The 16,041-nt window shown below is 61.8% G+C and carries 12 protein-coding genes; all 12 read left to right on the plus strand.

Annotated features, from left to right (window positions below; translation table 11 throughout):
• The first annotated feature begins 41 nt into the window (after positions 1 to 41).
• The 12 genes from bamA (at position 42) to kdsA (ending at position 15,918) form a co-directional block, all read left to right on the plus strand.
• The gene (gene bamA, locus ACZ9A3_RS02680; RefSeq protein ID WP_045193621.1) at positions 42 to 2,402 is read left to right on the plus strand and encodes an outer membrane protein assembly factor BamA; all 2,361 of its coding nucleotides are present in this window, start codon (positions 42 to 44) and stop codon (positions 2,400 to 2,402) included.
• Between the two features lie 44 nt (positions 2,403 to 2,446).
• A complete protein-coding gene (locus ACZ9A3_RS02685; protein WP_038996736.1) occupies positions 2,447 to 2,950 on the plus strand; it encodes an OmpH/Skp family outer membrane protein in 504 nt (167 codons plus the stop codon).
• Between the two features lie 2 nt (positions 2,951 to 2,952).
• The gene (gene lpxD, locus ACZ9A3_RS02690) at positions 2,953 to 4,008 is read left to right on the plus strand and encodes a UDP-3-O-(3-hydroxymyristoyl)glucosamine N-acyltransferase (protein WP_045193620.1); all 1,056 of its coding nucleotides are present in this window, start codon (positions 2,953 to 2,955) and stop codon (positions 4,006 to 4,008) included.
• 110 nt (positions 4,009 to 4,118) lie between these two features.
• A complete protein-coding gene (gene fabZ, locus ACZ9A3_RS02695) occupies positions 4,119 to 4,559 on the plus strand; it encodes a 3-hydroxyacyl-ACP dehydratase FabZ (protein WP_010224833.1) in 441 nt (146 codons plus the stop codon).
• Positions 4,556 to 5,332, plus strand: a complete 777-nt coding sequence (lpxA, locus tag ACZ9A3_RS02700) for an acyl-ACP--UDP-N-acetylglucosamine O-acyltransferase (protein WP_045193619.1) — start codon at positions 4,556 to 4,558, stop codon at positions 5,330 to 5,332. Before fabZ ends, lpxA begins: the two co-directional genes overlap by 4 nt.
• Before the next feature lies 1 nt (position 5,333).
• The gene (gene lpxB, locus ACZ9A3_RS02705; protein WP_093386671.1) at positions 5,334 to 6,461 is read left to right on the plus strand and encodes a lipid-A-disaccharide synthase; all 1,128 of its coding nucleotides are present in this window, start codon (positions 5,334 to 5,336) and stop codon (positions 6,459 to 6,461) included.
• Positions 6,462 to 7,091 (plus strand): ribonuclease HII, encoded by a 630-nt coding sequence (rnhB, locus tag ACZ9A3_RS02710; protein ID WP_093386668.1) that lies wholly within the window; start codon positions 6,462 to 6,464, stop codon positions 7,089 to 7,091.
• A gap of 108 nt (positions 7,092 to 7,199) precedes the next feature.
• Positions 7,200 to 10,721 (plus strand): DNA polymerase III subunit alpha, encoded by a 3,522-nt coding sequence (gene dnaE / locus ACZ9A3_RS02715; RefSeq protein WP_476252110.1) that lies wholly within the window; start codon positions 7,200 to 7,202, stop codon positions 10,719 to 10,721.
• A 98-nt stretch (positions 10,722 to 10,819) separates the two neighbouring features.
• Complete coding sequence (locus tag ACZ9A3_RS02720; protein ID WP_045193615.1) at positions 10,820 to 11,767, plus strand: acetyl-CoA carboxylase carboxyltransferase subunit alpha; 948 nt, start codon at positions 10,820 to 10,822, stop codon at positions 11,765 to 11,767.
• A gap of 106 nt (positions 11,768 to 11,873) precedes the next feature.
• The gene (gene tilS, locus ACZ9A3_RS02725; RefSeq protein ID WP_476252111.1) at positions 11,874 to 13,169 is read left to right on the plus strand and encodes a tRNA lysidine(34) synthetase TilS; all 1,296 of its coding nucleotides are present in this window, start codon (positions 11,874 to 11,876) and stop codon (positions 13,167 to 13,169) included.
• Positions 13,170 to 13,440: 271 nt separating this feature from the next.
• A complete protein-coding gene (locus tag ACZ9A3_RS02730; RefSeq protein ID WP_038996727.1) occupies positions 13,441 to 15,069 on the plus strand; it encodes a CTP synthase in 1,629 nt (542 codons plus the stop codon).
• A gap of 3 nt (positions 15,070 to 15,072) precedes the next feature.
• The gene (kdsA, locus tag ACZ9A3_RS02735) at positions 15,073 to 15,918 is read left to right on the plus strand and encodes a 3-deoxy-8-phosphooctulonate synthase (protein WP_476252112.1); all 846 of its coding nucleotides are present in this window, start codon (positions 15,073 to 15,075) and stop codon (positions 15,916 to 15,918) included.
• The last annotated feature ends 123 nt before the right edge of the window (positions 15,919 to 16,041 follow it).

Consider the following 16,041-nt stretch of genomic DNA (forward strand, 5'->3'; position numbering starts at 1 on the left):
CGGCGGGTCGTTTATTGCCAGTTGGAATAAGAAAGGACTTCATGAAACGTCTGCTGCTAACTGCGGTTCTCGCCGTACTGATGATCGCTGAAGTTCACGCCGAGTCCTTCACCATCTCCGATATTCGTGTCAATGGTCTGCAGCGGGTTTCCGCGGGCAGCGTTTTTGGTGCCTTGCCATTGAACGTCGGCGATGAGGCCGATGACCGGCGCCTGGTGGAATCCACCCGGTCCCTGTTCAAGACCGGATTCTTCCAGGATATCCAACTGAGCCGGGACGGCAACGTCCTGATCATTACCGTGGTCGAGCGTCCTTCGGTGTCGAGCATCGAGATCGAAGGCAACAAGGCGATCAGCACTGAAGACCTGATGAAGGGTCTGAAGCAGTCCGGTCTGTCCGAAGGCGAGATCTTCCAGCGTGCCACCCTTGAAGGCGTGCGCAACGAACTGCAGCGCCAATACGTTGCCCAGGGCCGCTACTCGGCCGAGGTCGACACCGAAGTGGTGCCGCAGCCGCGTAACCGCGTGGGCCTGAAGATCAAGATCAACGAAGGCACCGTTGCTGCCATCCAGCACATCAACGTGGTCGGCAACACCGTCTTCGCTGATGAAGACCTGATCGGCCTGTTCGAGCTCAAGACCACCAACTGGCTGTCGTTCTTCAAGAACGATGACAAGTACGCCCGCGAAAAACTCTCCGGTGACCTGGAGCGTCTGCGTTCCTACTACCTGGACCGCGGCTACATCAACATGGACATCGCTTCCACCCAGGTGTCGATCACCCCGGACAAGAAGCACGTCTACATCACCGTCAACGTCAACGAAGGCGAGAAGTACACCGTTCGTGACGTCAAGCTTTCCGGCGACCTCAAGGTGCCTGAAGACCAGGTCAAGTCGCTGCTGCTGGTACAGCCTGGCCAGGTATTCTCGCGCAAGGTGATGACCACCACCTCCGAGCTGATCACCCGTCGCCTGGGTAACGAGGGCTACACCTTCGCCAACGTCAACGGCGTGCCGCAGCCGCACGACGAAGACCACACCGTCGACATCATGTTTGTGGTCGACCCGGGCAAGCGTGCCTACGTCAACCGCATCAACTTCCGTGGCAACACCAAGTCCGAGGACGAAGTGCTGCGCCGTGAGATGCGCCAGATGGAAGGCGGCTGGGCGTCGACCTACCTGATCGACCAGTCCAAGACCCGTCTGGAGCGCCTGGGCTTCTTCAAGGAAGTCAACGTCGAGACCCCGGCCGTTCCGGGCACCGACGACCAGGTCGACGTCAACTACAGCGTTGAAGAGCAAGCCTCCGGTTCGATCACCGCCAGCGTCGGTTTCGCCCAGAGCGCAGGTCTGATCCTCGGTGGTTCGATCAGCCAGAACAACTTCCTCGGTACCGGTAACAAGGTTTCCCTGGGCCTGACCCGCAGTGAATACCAGAGCCGTTACAACTTCGGCTATGTCGACCCCTACTGGACTGCCGACGGCGTCAGCCTGGGCTACAACGCCTTCTATCGTACCACCGACTACGATGACCTCGACGTCGACGTGGCCAGCTATGCGGTCGACAGCCTGGGTGCCGGTGTCAGCGTCGGTTACCCGATCAGCGAAACCTCGCGCCTGACCTTCGGCCTGACCGTACAGCAGGACGAGATCAAGACCGGTAAGTACACTGTTGACGAGATCTTCAAGTTCGTTAACGAAGAAGGCGACAAGTACCTGAACTTCAAGGCCTCGGCCGGTTGGTCCGAGTCGACCCTGAACAAGGGCGTACTGGCTACTCGCGGTCACTCGCAAAGCCTGGTGCTGGAAGCCACTACCCCGGGTAGCGACCTGTCGTTCTTCAAGCTGGATTACCGTGGCCAGCTGTTCAAGCCGATCAATAATGACTACACCCTGCGCCTGCACACCGAACTGGGCTATGGTGACGGTTTCGGCGGTACCTCGGGCCTGCCGTTCTACGAGAACTACTACGCCGGTGGTTTCAACTCGGTTCGTGGCTTCAAGGACAGCAGTCTCGGTCCGCGCAGTACCCCGAGCCGTGGCGCGGATGTCACCGGTAACCAGGGCACCATCGCCGACCCGGATCAGGACCCGCTGCCATTTGGTGGTAACGTTCTCGTCCAGGGTGGTGTAGAGCTGCTGTTCCCGCTGCCGTTCGTCAAGGACCAACGCTCGCTGCGCACCTCGGTCTTCTGGGATGTGGGTAACGTTTTCGACACCAACTGCGGTTCCAAGCCGGACTGCGAAAAGGTCGGCCTGTCGGGCCTGGCCAGCTCCGTCGGCCTGGGCGTGACCTGGATTACCGCGCTCGGTCCGTTGAGCTTCAGCCTGGCAATGCCGGTGAAGAAGCCGGACGAAGCCGATACCCAGGTGTTCCAATTCTCTCTGGGCCAGACCTTCTAAGGTCTGCCCCTTGCTAACGACAACGGATTCTGTAGGAGTGCATCGTGCGTAAGTTGACTCAACTGGCAGTACTGGCTGCGACCCTGATCGCAACCCCGGCTTTCGCCGAAATGAAGGTTGCTGTGCTGAACTATCAAATGGCCCTGCTCGAATCGGACGCGGCGAAGAAGTACGCCGTCGATGCCGAGAAGAAATTCGGCCCGCAGCTGACCAAGCTGAAGAACCTGGAAAGCAGCGCCAAGGGCATTGCCGACCGCATCCGTGCCGGTGGCGACAAGATGGCCCAGCCAGAGCGCGAGCGCCTGGAGCTTGAATACAAGCAAAAGGCCCGTGACTTCCAGTTCCAGTCCAAGGAGCTGAACGAGTCCAAGGCCGTGGCCGACCGCGAAATGCTCAAGCAACTGAAGCCCAAGCTGGATGGTGCAGTTGAAGAAGTGATCAAGAAAGGCGGTTTCGACCTGGTTCTCGAGCGTGGCGCGGTCATTGATGTCAAACCTCAGTACGACATCACCCGCCAGGTCATCGAGCGCATGAACCAGTCCCGTTGATCATGACCGTGACCATGAAACTCGGTCAGCTGGCCGAGTTCCTCGGAGCCACCCTGAGTGGCCCCGAGGAGCTGGAAATCACTGGCCTGGCAACCCTTCAGGAAGCCGGGCCTGGGCAGTTGAGCTTCCTCGCCAACCCACAGTACCGCAAGTACCTGGGTGAAACCCAGGCGGCGGCGATCCTGCTCAAGCCGGCCGACGCCGAAGGTTTTGCCGGCAACGCCCTGATTGTTCCCGACCCGTACCTCGCCTACGCGCGCATCTCCCACCTGTTCGATCCAAAGCCCAGGGCTGTAGCGGGAATTCATCCCAGCGCCGTGGTTGCCGCCGATGCCCAGGTCGATGCCAGCGCCAGCATTGGTGCCTGCGCGGTGATCGAGAGCGGTGCGCAGATCGGCCCGGGTGTGACTATCGGTGCCCAGTGCTTCATCGGCGCGCGCTGCGTGATCGGTGAGGGCGGCTGGCTGGCCCCGCGGGTGACCCTGTACCACGACGTGCGTATCGGCAAGCGTGTGGTCATTCAGTCGGGCGCAGTGATCGGCGGCGAAGGCTTCGGCTTTGCCAACGAGAAAGGCGTGTGGCAGAAGATCGCCCAGATCGGCGGCGTGAGCATCGGCGATGATGTCGAGATCGGCGTCAACACTGCGGTCGACCGCGGCGCACTGGCCGACACCCGCATCGGTGACGGGGTCAAGCTCGACAACCAGATCCAGATCGCCCATAACGTGCAGATCGGCGATCATACGGCGATGGCGGCGTGTGTCGGGATTTCCGGCAGCACCAAGATCGGCAAGCATTGCACCATTGCCGGCGGTGTCGGCATGGTTGGTCACATCGATGTCTGCGACAACGTTTTCGTATCCGGGATGACCATGGTGACGCGCTCGATTACCGAGCCAGGCGCTTATTCTTCCGGTACGGCGATGCAGCCGCTGGCCGAGTGGCGCAAAAGCGCCGCGCGAATTCGCCAGCTGGATGAGATGTCAAAACGCCTTCAACAACTGGAAAAGCGTCTCGCCGCCGTGACCTCTGGCGATAAAGCTTCATCAGAAGGCTGATACCATTTCCTGATCAAGAGCGAACAGCCCTAGACTGACTCTTTGATTTGCTAAAGGAGCGCCGTGTGAAAACCGGCGCTCCCTATCTTTACTACAGGCTTCCCCCCGAAATGATGGACATCAACGAGATTCGCGAATACCTGCCTCACCGTTACCCGTTCCTGCTGGTGGACCGGGTGGTGGAACTGGACGTCGAGGCCCAGCGCATTCGTGCCTACAAGAATGTCAGCATCAACGAACCTTTCTTCAATGGTCACTTCCCGGCGCACCCGATCATGCCGGGCGTGCTGATCATCGAAGCCATGGCCCAGGCGGCCGGTATCCTCGGCTTCAAGATGCTCGACGTCAAACCTGCGGACGGTACCCTGTACTACTTCGTCGGTTCCGACAAGCTGCGCTTCCGTCAGCCGGTGCTGCCGGGTGATCAGCTGATCCTCGAGGCCAAGTTCATCAGCTGCAAGCGCCAGATCTGGAAGTTCGAGTGCCAGGCGTCGGTTGACGGCAAGCCGGTATGCTCGGCCGAGATCATCTGCGCGGAACGCAAACTATGAGTTTGATTGACCCTCGGGCAATCATCGATCCATCGGCGAAGCTCGCCGACGGTGTCGAGGTAGGCCCTTGGTCGATCATCGGTGCCGGGGTCGAGATCGGCGAGGGGACCGTGATCGGTCCGCACGTGATTCTCAAAGGGCCGACCCGCATCGGTCGGCACAACCGCATCTACCAGTTTTCTTCGGTAGGCGAAGATACCCCTGACCTCAAGTACAAGGGTGAAGCCACGCGCCTGGTGATCGGTGATCACAATGTGATCCGCGAAGGCGTGACCATCCACCGTGGCACCGTGCAAGACCGCTCGGAAACCACCCTGGGTGATCACAACCTGATCATGGCCTATGCCCACATCGGTCACGACAGCGTTATCGGCAACCACTGCATCCTGGTCAACAACACCGCGCTGGCTGGCCATGTGCACGTCGACGACTGGGCGATCCTTTCCGGGTTCACCCTGGTCCATCAGTTCTGCCACATCGGCGCCCATAGCTTTTCCGGCATGGGCACGGCGATTGGCAAGGACGTGCCGGCCTACGTCACGGTGTTCGGCAACCCGGCCGAAGCGCGCAGCATGAACTTCGAGGGCATGCGCCGTCGTGGTTTCAGCGAAGACGCCATTCACGCCCTGCGCCGCGCCTACAAGGTGGTCTACCGCCAGGGCCTGACCGTCGAGCAGGCGATTGCCGAGCTGGCCGAGCCGGCTACCCAGTTCCCTGAAGTCGACGTGTTCCTCAAGTCGATCCAGAACTCCACCCGCGGCATCACCCGCTGACATGGCCGAGCTTTGTGTAGCGCTGGTGGCAGGTGAGGCCAGCGGCGATATTCTCGGCGCCGGGTTGATGCGCGCGCTCAAGGCGCGTCATCCGCAGGTACGCTTCATTGGCGTGGGTGGGCCGTTGATGCAGGCTGAAGGCCTGACTTCGTACTTCCCCATGGAACGCCTGGCGGTGATGGGCCTGGTCGAGGTGCTAGGGCGCCTGCGCGAGCTGCTCAAGCGCCGCAAGGAGCTGATCCAGACCCTGATCGCCGAGCGCCCGGATGTGTTCATCGGCATCGATGCCCCGGATTTTACCCTCAACATCGAACTGAACCTGCGCAAGGCCGGGATCAAGACCGTGCATTACGTCAGCCCGTCGGTCTGGGCCTGGCGGCAGAAGCGCGTGCTGAAGATTCGCGAAGGTTGCGACCTGATGCTCACGCTGTTTCCGTTCGAAGCCAAATTCTATGAAGAGAAGGGCGTGCCGGTGCGCTTCGTCGGCCACCCGTTGGCCGACAGCATTCCGCTGGACGCCGATCGGGCTGGTGCCCGTGAACAGCTGGGCCTGGCCGACGGGCCGCTGGTTGCCCTGATGCCCGGCAGCCGTGGCGGTGAAGTAGGGCGCCTGGGGGCGCTGTTCCTTGATACCGCCCAGCGTTTGCGCGAGCTGGTGCCGGGGGTACGTTTTATATCCCCGTGTGCCAATGCCGAGCGCCGTGCCCAGCTTGAGCAGATGCTCCAGGGCCGCGACTTGCCGGTGACCCTGCTCGACGGTCGCTCGCACCAGGCCCTGGCCGCCTGCGACGCGGTGCTGATCGCCTCTGGCACCGCCACCCTTGAAGCGCTGCTGTTCAAGCGGCCGATGGTGGTTGCCTACCGCTTGGCGCCGCTGACCTACTGGATTTTGAAACGCCTGGTAAAAAGCCCCTACGTGTCGCTGCCCAACCTGCTGGCCCAGCGCATGCTGGTGCCCGAGTTGCTGCAGGAGGCTGCCACTGCTGAGGCCCTGGCCCAGACCCTGGCGCCACTGGTGCACGGCGGTGTGCAGCAGACCGAAGGCTTTGACCAGATTCACCGTACCCTGCGCCGCGATGCCTCGAACCAGGCAGCTGACGCGGTGCTGGCCCTGCTGGAAAACCGATAGATGCAAATGGGATTGGACTTCAACCTGGTCGAGGACCTGGTCGCCGGTGTCGACGAAGTGGGCCGTGGCCCGCTGTGCGGCGCAGTGGTGACGGCGGCGGTGATTCTCGACCCGCAGCGGCCGATTCTGGGGCTCAACGACTCGAAGAAGCTCACCGAAGCCAAGCGTGAAAAGCTTTTTGACGAAATTTGTGAGAAGGCCCTGAGCTTCTGCATCGCCCGCGCCGAGGTCGAGGAAATCGACCAACTCAACATCCTTCACGCCACCATGCTGGCCATGCAACGTGCCGTCGAAGGCCTGAGCGTCACCCCGAAACTGGCGCTGATCGACGGTAACCGCTGCCCGCAGCTGTCGGTACCGGCGGCGCCGGTGGTCAAGGGCGATAGCCAGGTGCCGGCGATTGCCGCGGCATCGATCCTGGCCAAGGTCACCCGTGACCGCGAGATGGCGGCGTTCGAGCTGATCTACCCCGGCTACGGCATTGGCGGGCACAAGGGCTACCCGACGCCGGTGCACCTCGAAGCCCTGGCGCGCCTGGGGCCGACGCCGATTCACCGGCGCTCGTTCGCACCGGTACGCGCCGCCTACGAAGCCCGCGACGCCATCAGCAGCGGATTTGCCGAGGTCTGACCGGGCGCGGCAGGCGTCAGTAGTCAGGATCGCCCCGCACTGGCTGTTGTTTTGATCAAGGCCCGGTACAATCCGGGCCTTGTTGTTTTGTGCTGCTATAGGATCATCATGTCGGCTTCTTTCGTTCATCTTCGCCTGCACACCGAATACTCGCTGGTCGATGGCCTGGTGCGGATCAAGCCGCTGGCCAAGGCATTGGCGGCGATGAACATGCCGGCGGTCGCGGTTACCGACCAGAGCAACATGTGCTCGTTGGTCAAGTTCTACAAGAACGCCATGGGCGCCGGGATCAAGCCGATCTGCGGCGCCGACCTGTGGCTGGCCAACAGCGACCCGGATGCGCCGCTGTCGCGCATCTGCCTGCTGGCCATGGATGCCAAGGGCTACCGCAACCTCACCGAGTTGATTTCCCGTGGCTGGGTCGATGGCCAGCGCAACGGCCTAGTGATCATTGAGCGCCAGTGGATCGCCGAAGCCAGCGAGGGCGTGATCGCCCTGTCCGCGGCCAAGGAAGGCGACATCGGCATGGCCTTGCTCAATGGCAACCCGGACGAAGCCGAAGCCTTGCTGCGCGACTGGATGCAGATGTTCCCGGAGCGCTTCTACGTCGAAGTGCAGCGCACCAACCGCGCCGGTGACGAAGAATACCTGCACGCCGCCGTGGCCCTGGCCGACAAGCTGGACGCGCCGCTGGTAGCCACCAACGATGTGCGCTTTATCAAGCAGTCCGACTACGACGCTCACGAAACCCGCGTGTGCATCGGTGAAGGCCGGGCGCTGGATGACCCGCGCCGTTCGCGCAATTACAGCGACCAGCAGTACCTGAAAAGCCCGGAAGAAATGGCCGAGCTGTTCAGCGACCTGCCCGAAGCGATTGCCAACACCGTCGAGATCGCCAAGCGCTGCAACATCCAGGTGCAGTTGGGTAAGCACTTTCTGCCGGACTTTCCGACGCCCAACGGCATGGGTATCGACGACTACCTGCGCCACGTTTCCCACGAGGGCCTGGAAGAGCGTCTGGCGGTGTTGTGGCCGAAAGAGACCACGCCGAATTACCAGGAAAAGCGCCAGGTCTATCTGGACCGGCTGAAGTTCGAGCTGGATATCATCATCCAGATGGGCTTCCCCGGTTACTTCCTGATCGTTATGGACTTCATCAAGTGGGCCAAGAACAACGGCGTGCCGGTTGGCCCGGGCCGGGGTTCGGGTGCCGGTTCGCTGGTTGCCTACGTACTGAAGATTACCGACCTCGACCCGCTGGCCTATGACCTGCTGTTCGAACGTTTCCTCAACCCGGAACGGGTATCGATGCCCGACTTCGACGTCGACTTCTGCATGGATGGCCGCGACCGGGTAATCGAATACGTGGCTGACGCCTACGGGCGCAATGCCGTGAGCCAGATCATCACCTTCGGCACCATGGCGGCCAAGGCGGTGGTGCGCGACGTGGCGCGGGTCCAGGGCAAGTCCTACGGCCTGGCTGACCGCCTGTCGAAGATGATCCCCTTCGAAGTCGGCATGACCCTGGAAAAAGCCTACGAGCAGGAAGAGATCCTGCGCGATTTCCTCAAGAGCGATGAAGACGCCAAGGAAATCTGGGACATGGCCCTCAAGCTCGAGGGCGTCTGCCGGGGTACCGGTAAACACGCCGGTGGCGTGGTTATCGCGCCGACCAAGCTTACCGATTTCTCGCCGATTGCCTGTGATGAAGAGGGCGGAGGCCTGGTCACCCAGTTCGACAAGGATGACGTCGAGGCCGCAGGCCTGGTGAAGTTCGACTTCCTCGGCCTGCGTACCCTGACGATCATCAAGTGGGCGATGGAAACCATCAACCGCGAACAGGCCAAGAAAGGCCTGGATGACCTGAACATCGACTTCATCCCGCTGGATGACAAGAAGACCTACGACCTGCTGCAAAAGGCCGAAACCACGGCGGTGTTCCAGCTTGAATCGCGGGGCATGAAGGAGCTGATCAAGAAGCTCAAGCCCGACTGCCTGGAAGACCTCATCGCACTGGTGGCGCTGTTCCGTCCCGGCCCGCTGCAATCGGGCATGGTTGACGACTTCATCAACCGCAAGCACGGTCGCGCGGAACTTGCCTACCCGCACTCCGATTACCAGTACGAAGGCCTGAAACCCGTTCTGGCACCGACCTACGGCATCATCCTGTACCAGGAACAGGTGATGCAGATTGCCCAGGTCATGGCCGGTTACACCCTTGGTGGTGCGGACATGCTGCGCCGGGCCATGGGTAAGAAAAAGCCCGAGGAAATGGCCAAGCAGCGCGGCGGTTTCATTGAAGGTTGCGCCAGCAACAACATTGATCCGGACCTCGCCGGCAACATCTTCGACCTGGTAGAGAAATTCGCCGGCTACGGCTTCAACAAATCCCACTCCGCCGCCTACGGCCTGGTCTCGTACCAGACTGCCTGGCTCAAGACCCACTACCCGGCGCCGTTCATGGCCGCGGTGCTGTCGGCGGATATGCACAACACCGACAAGGTCGTGACCTTGATCGAGGAAGTGCGCAGCATGAAGCTGCGCCTCGATGCGCCGGACGTGAACACCTCCGACTTCAAGTTCACGGTCAACGACGATGGCCGCATCGTCTATGGCCTGGGGGCGATCAAGGGCGTGGGCGAGGGGCCGGTCGAGGCCATCGTCGAAGTCCGCGCCGGCGGCCCGTTCAAGGACCTGTTCGACTTCTGCGAGCGGGTCGACCTCAAGCGCATCAACAAGCGCACCCTCGATGCCTTGATCCGCAGTGGCGCGCTGGACCGCCTGGGCCCGTACTTCCATGACGAGCTCAAGGCCTACCAGGCCAACATCGACCGCAACCGTGCAGTGCTGCTGGCGGCGATGGAAGAGGCGATCAAGGCGGCCGAGCAAACCGCGCGCACCGCCGACAGTGGCCACGCCGACCTGTTCGGCGGGCTGTTTGTCGAAGAGGATGCCGACGTTTATGCCAACCACCGCAAGGCCCGCGAGCTGACCCTCAAGGAGCGCCTGCGTGGTGAAAAAGACACCCTGGGCTTGTACCTGACCGGTCACCCGATCGACGAGTACGAAGGCGAGATCCGCCGTTTTGCCCGCCAGCGCATCATTGACCTCAAGCCTGCGCGCGACACCCAGACCGTCGCCGGGATGATCATTGCCCTGCGCGTGATGAAGAACAAGAAGGGCGACAAGATGGGCTTTGTCACCCTCGACGACCGCTCCGGGCGCATCGAGGCCTCGCTGTTTGCCGATGCCTTCATGGCCAACCAGGCGCTGCTGCAGACCGATGCTATGGTGGTGGTTGAAGGCGAGGTCAGCAACGATGACTTCTCCGGCGGCCTGCGCCTGCGGGTCAAGCGCGTGATGAGCATGGAAGATGCCCGCACCAACCTGGCCGAAAGCCTGCGCCTTAAAGTGCACGCCGATGCCCTCAAGGGCGACCGGCTGAACTGGCTGGGCGAGCTGTTCAAGCGCCATCGCGGCGCCTGCCCGATCACCATGGAATACACCGGCAGCGATGCCAAGGCCATGCTGCAGTTCGGCGAAAGCTGGCGCATCGACCCGGCCGATGGCTTGATTCAGGCCCTGCGTGACCAGTTCGGACGTGAGAACGTCTTTTTGCAATATCGATGAATTTTTAATCTCGACCTGAATGCGCCTGATCCCTTAAGGTAGGGCGCCAAACGGATCAACCGGCCGGCCGCCTGGCCGTAGACCCAAGACGGATGCCTATGAACCCGAATTTTCTGGATTTCGAACAGCCGATTGCTGACCTGCAAGCCAAGATCGAAGAGCTGCGCCTGGTTGGCAATGACAACTCGCTGAACATCGGCGATGAGATCGCCCGTCTGCAAGACAAGAGCAGCACCCTGACCGAAAGCATTTTCGGCAACCTGACCAGCTGGCAGATCGCCCGCCTGGCCCGTCACCCGCGCCGTCCGTACACCCTGGACTACATCGAGCACATCTTCACCGAGTTCGACGAGCTGCACGGTGACCGTCACTTCTCCGACGACGCCGCGATTGTCGGTGGTATCGCCCGCCTGGACGACAAGCCGGTGATGGTCATCGGTCATCAGAAAGGCCGCGAAGTGCGCGAAAAGGTTCGCCGCAACTTCGGCATGCCGCGTCCTGAAGGCTACCGCAAGGCTTGCCGCCTGATGGAAATGGCCGAGCGTTTCAAGATGCCGATCCTGACCTTCATCGACACCCCGGGCGCTTACCCTGGCATCGACGCCGAAGAGCGCAACCAGAGCGAAGCCATTGCCTGGAACCTGCGGGTCATGGCCCGCCTGAAAACCCCGATCATCGCCACCGTAATCGGTGAAGGTGGTTCCGGCGGTGCACTGGCCATCGGTGTCTGCGACCAGCTGAACATGCTGCAGTATTCGACCTACTCGGTGATCTCGCCGGAAGGTTGCGCCTCGATCCTGTGGAAGACCGCCGAAAAGGCCTCTGACGCAGCCGAAGCCATGGGCATCACCGCCGAGCGCCTGAAAGGCCTGGGCATCGTCGACAAGGTTATCGCCGAGCCCCTGGGCGGCGCGCACCGTGATCCGGCAAAAATGTCCGCCACCGTTCGCGGCGAGCTGATCGAGCAACTGGACATGCTCAAGAAGTTCGACAACGACGCGCTGCTCAAGCGCCGCTATGACCGTCTGATGAGCTACGGGCTCTGATCTGATAATCGCGGGTCAAGCCCGCTCCCACAGGGCTCTAGGCAAACTGTGGGAGCGGGCTTGACCCGCGATCGAGCGCAAAGCGCTCGCAACCGGGTCGACGCTGATGATTGATCTTCACACCAAGCTGTCCCCCTGGCTCACCGCCCCCTCCTGGTGCATCGCCCTCTCCGGCGGCCTGGATTCCAGTGTCCTCCTGCACCTGCTGGCAAGCCTGTCCCGCCAGCAGCCAATACCGCCCATCCGCGCGATTCACATCCACCACGGCCTGCAGGCTGCGGCCGACGCCTGGCCGGCGCATTGTCAGCGCCTGTGCGACGCCCTGGGCGTTGAACTGCAGATCATTCGGGTCAAGGTCGCCCCTGGCGCCAGCATTGAGCAGGGCGCCCGTGACGCGCGTTACGCTGCCTTTACCGCTGCCTTGCATCCCGGCGAAATCCTGTTGACCGGCCAGCACCGCGAAGACCAGGCCGAAACCTTGCTGTTTCGCCTGTTGCGCGGCGCCGGCCTGCGCGGCCTGGGCGCCATGCCCGGGCAGCGGCCGCTAGGGCAGGGCATGTTGCTGCGGCCGCTGCTGGGTGTTTCGCGTAACGACCTGCAGGCGTACGCCAAGGTTCAGCAGTTGAGCTGGATCGAAGACCCGTCCAACACCGATACGCAATTCTCGCGCAACTACCTGCGCCACCAGGTGTTCCCGGCACTGCTGCAGCGCTGGCCGCAGGCCGCGCAAAACCTCGCGCGCAGCGCCGAGCACTTGAGCGAAGCCCAGGGCCTGCTCGATGAACTGGCGCAGGACGACCTGGCCCGGGCCGCGACCCCGGCAGCGTTCGACTGGCTTGGCCTGGACTCGCTCGACCTCGAGGTGCTGCGCGAGCTATCCCCGGCGCGCCAGCGCAACGCCCTGCAATATTGGCTGGCGCCGCGCACGCGCTTGCCCGACAGCCGCCACTGGGCAGGCTGGGAGGCCCTGCGCGATGCGGCATCCGACGGACGGCCACTGTGGCAACTGACCGACGGCCAATTGCACCGCGCCGCTGGCCGTATCTGGTGGCTGGCCGGTGACTGGTTGATGCCTGCAGGTGGCCGGCAGGTCTGGGCTGCCCCGCACAAAGCGCTGACCTTGAGCCACAACGGTAGTGTCAGCCTCAGCGGCACGTTGCCGCAGGGCCCCTTGCACATTGCCTACCGCCAGGGCGGCGAAACCCTGGCAATTGCCGGCCGCGGCCAGCGCGACTTGAAGCGCCTGCTCAACGAGGCGCAACTGCCGTCATTCGCCCGTTCGCGCCTGCCGTTGCTGTATTGCGCCGGGCAATTGCTGGCGGTCGCCAACCTGCCGGGGCTGAGCCAGGGCGACTGGCAATTGCATTGGCATGCGCCGACGAGCGAGCAAGGTTTGAGATGAAAGGCACATTCGGGTAGACTACGCTCCCTTCTTGATACAGCTTCTGTGGCTTCCCCGAAATCACAGCAGTTGCCGATTACCAAGCAGTTTTTTGCTGGGCGATTCTAAAAATGTTTAGCGAGCTCCTAACCGGGTATCCAACCCCCGGTGTGACCAGACGCGGCAGTTTTTTAAGATGCACTGTGATTGACGCAGGTGATCGGGGGCTTCGGCCTTCCTTCGCTTTCCCCGGCGGCACTGACCGCTTTAACGCAGACTTCTAGGGTTTTTCATGACGCGCTACATATTCGTCACGGGCGGTGTTGTTTCTTCATTGGGGAAAGGCATTGCCTCGGCTTCATTGGCGGCCATCCTGGAGGCGCGGGGGCTCAAGGTCACCATGCTCAAGCTGGACCCGTACATCAACGTCGACCCGGGCACCATGAGCCCGTTCCAGCACGGTGAAGTGTTCGTCACCCATGACGGCGCCGAGACCGACCTGGACCTGGGCCACTACGAGCGGTTCATCCGCACGACCATGACCCAGAACAACAACTTCACCACCGGCCGTATCTACGAGCACGTGCTGCGCAAAGAGCGCCGTGGTGATTACCTGGGCGCGACCATCCAGGTCATTCCGCACATCACCGACGAGATCAAGCGCCGCATCATCAAGGGTGCCGGCGACGCCGACGTGGCCCTGGTGGAAATCGGCGGTACCGTGGGTGACATCGAGTCGCAACCGTTCCTCGAGGCTATCCGTCAGCTGCGCGTCGAAGTGGGCTCCAAGCGCGCCATGCTGATGCACCTGACCCTGGTGCCGTACATCGCCACCGCTGGCGAGACCAAGACCAAGCCAACCCAGCACTCGGTCAAGGAGCTGCGCTCCATCGGCCTGCAGCCAGACGTGCTGATCTGCCGCTCCGACCATCCGGTGGATGTCTCCTCGCGCCGCAAGATCGCCCTGTTCACCAACGTCGAAGAGCGTGCGGTGATTTCCCTGGAAGACGTCGACACCATCTACAAGATCCCGGCCGTACTGCACGCCCAGGGCCTGGATGACTTCGTCGTCGAGCGTTTCGGCCTGCAATGCAACGGTGCCGACCTGTCCGAGTGGGAAAAGGTCGTCGACGCCAAGCTCAACCCTGAGCACGAAGTCACCATCGCCATGGTCGGCAAGTACATGGAACTGCTGGACGCCTACAAGTCGCTGATCGAAGCGATGAGCCATGCCGGCATCCAGAACCGCACCAAGGTCAACCTGCGCTACATCGACTCCGAAGACATCGAGAACCAGGGCACCAGCCTGCTCGAAGGCGCCGATGCGATCCTGGTTCCAGGCGGTTTCGGCCTGCGTGGCGTCGAAGGCAAGATCACTGCCGTGCAATATGCTCGCGAGAACAAGGTCCCGTACCTGGGTATCTGCCTGGGCATGCAGGTGGCGGTCATCGAATTCGCCCGTAACGTCATGGGCTGGAAAGACGCCAACTCCACCGAGTTCGATCGCAACAGCGGTCACCCGGTCGTCGGCCTGATCACCGAGTGGGAAGATGCCACCGGCGCAGTCGAAACCCGTACCGAAGCCTCGGACCTGGGCGGCACCATGCGTCTGGGCGCCCAGGAATGCCAGCTGGCAAGCGGCTCCAAGGTTCACGACTGCTACGCCAAGGACGTGATCGTCGAGCGTCATCGTCATCGCTACGAAGTGAACAACAACCTGCTGCCACAACTGGTCGAAGCCGGCCTGAAAGTCTCCGGTCGTTCCGGTGACGGCGCGCTGGTCGAAGTGGTCGAGTCCCAGGATCATCCATGGTTCGTCGCTTGCCAGTTCCACCCGGAGTTCACCTCGACCCCGCGTGACGGCCATCCGCTGTTCAGCGGCTTCGTCAAGGCGGCACTGGCTCAAAAGAACAAGGCCTGATTCATGACCCAGAAGATCATTCGCGTCGGTAACATCGAGATCGCCAACGACAAGCCGTTCGTCCTGTTCGGCGGCATGAACGTGCTGGAATCCCGTGACCTGGCCATGAAGGTCTGTGAAGAGTACGTGCGGGTTACCGAGAAACTCGGTATCCCTTACGTGTTCAAGGCCAGCTTCGACAAGGCCAACCGTTCGTCGATCAACTCCTACCGTGGCCCTGGCCTGGAAGAGGGGATGAAGATCTTCGAAGAGATCAAGAAGACCTTCAACGTGCCGGTCATCACCGACGTGCACGAGCCAGAACAGGCTGCTGCGGTGGCCAAGGTCTGCGACATCATCCAGTTGCCGGCCTTCCTCTCGCGCCAGACCGACCTGGTGGTGGCCATGGCCAAGACCGGCGCGGTGATCAACATCAAGAAAGCCCAGTTCCTCGCACCCCTGGAAATGAAACACATCCTGACCAAGTGCGAAGAGGCCGGTAACGATCAGTTGATCCTCTGCGAGCGTGGTTCGAGCTTCGGTTACAACAACCTGGTGGTGGACATGCTCGGCTTCGGCATCATGAAGCAGTTCGAGTACCCGGTGTTCTTTGACGTCACCCACTCCCTGCAGATGCCGGGTGGTCGCGCCGATTCCGCCGGTGGTCGCCGCGCCCAGGTCACCGACCTGGCCAAGGCAGGCCTGAGCCAGGGCCTGGCTGGCCTGTTCCTCGAGGCGCATCCGGATCCGGACAACGCCAAGTGTGACGGTCCTTGCGCCCTGCGCCTGGACAAACTGGAGCCTTTCCTGGCCCAGCTCAAGCAACTTGATGACCTGGTGAAGAGTTTTCCGACGGTAGAAACCGCGTAATCCTCGATTCTCCGGTAAAGTACCCCCCGTTCAACCTCTGACCCTCGGGTCAGGGGTCTGCTTTCGCCGGGCCTGCCTGTTTCAAATTGCCCGGCGAGCGGCAAGGTTTTTCTCAGCTGCGTT

The organism is Pseudomonas sp. TE4620 (assembly GCF_056279045.1).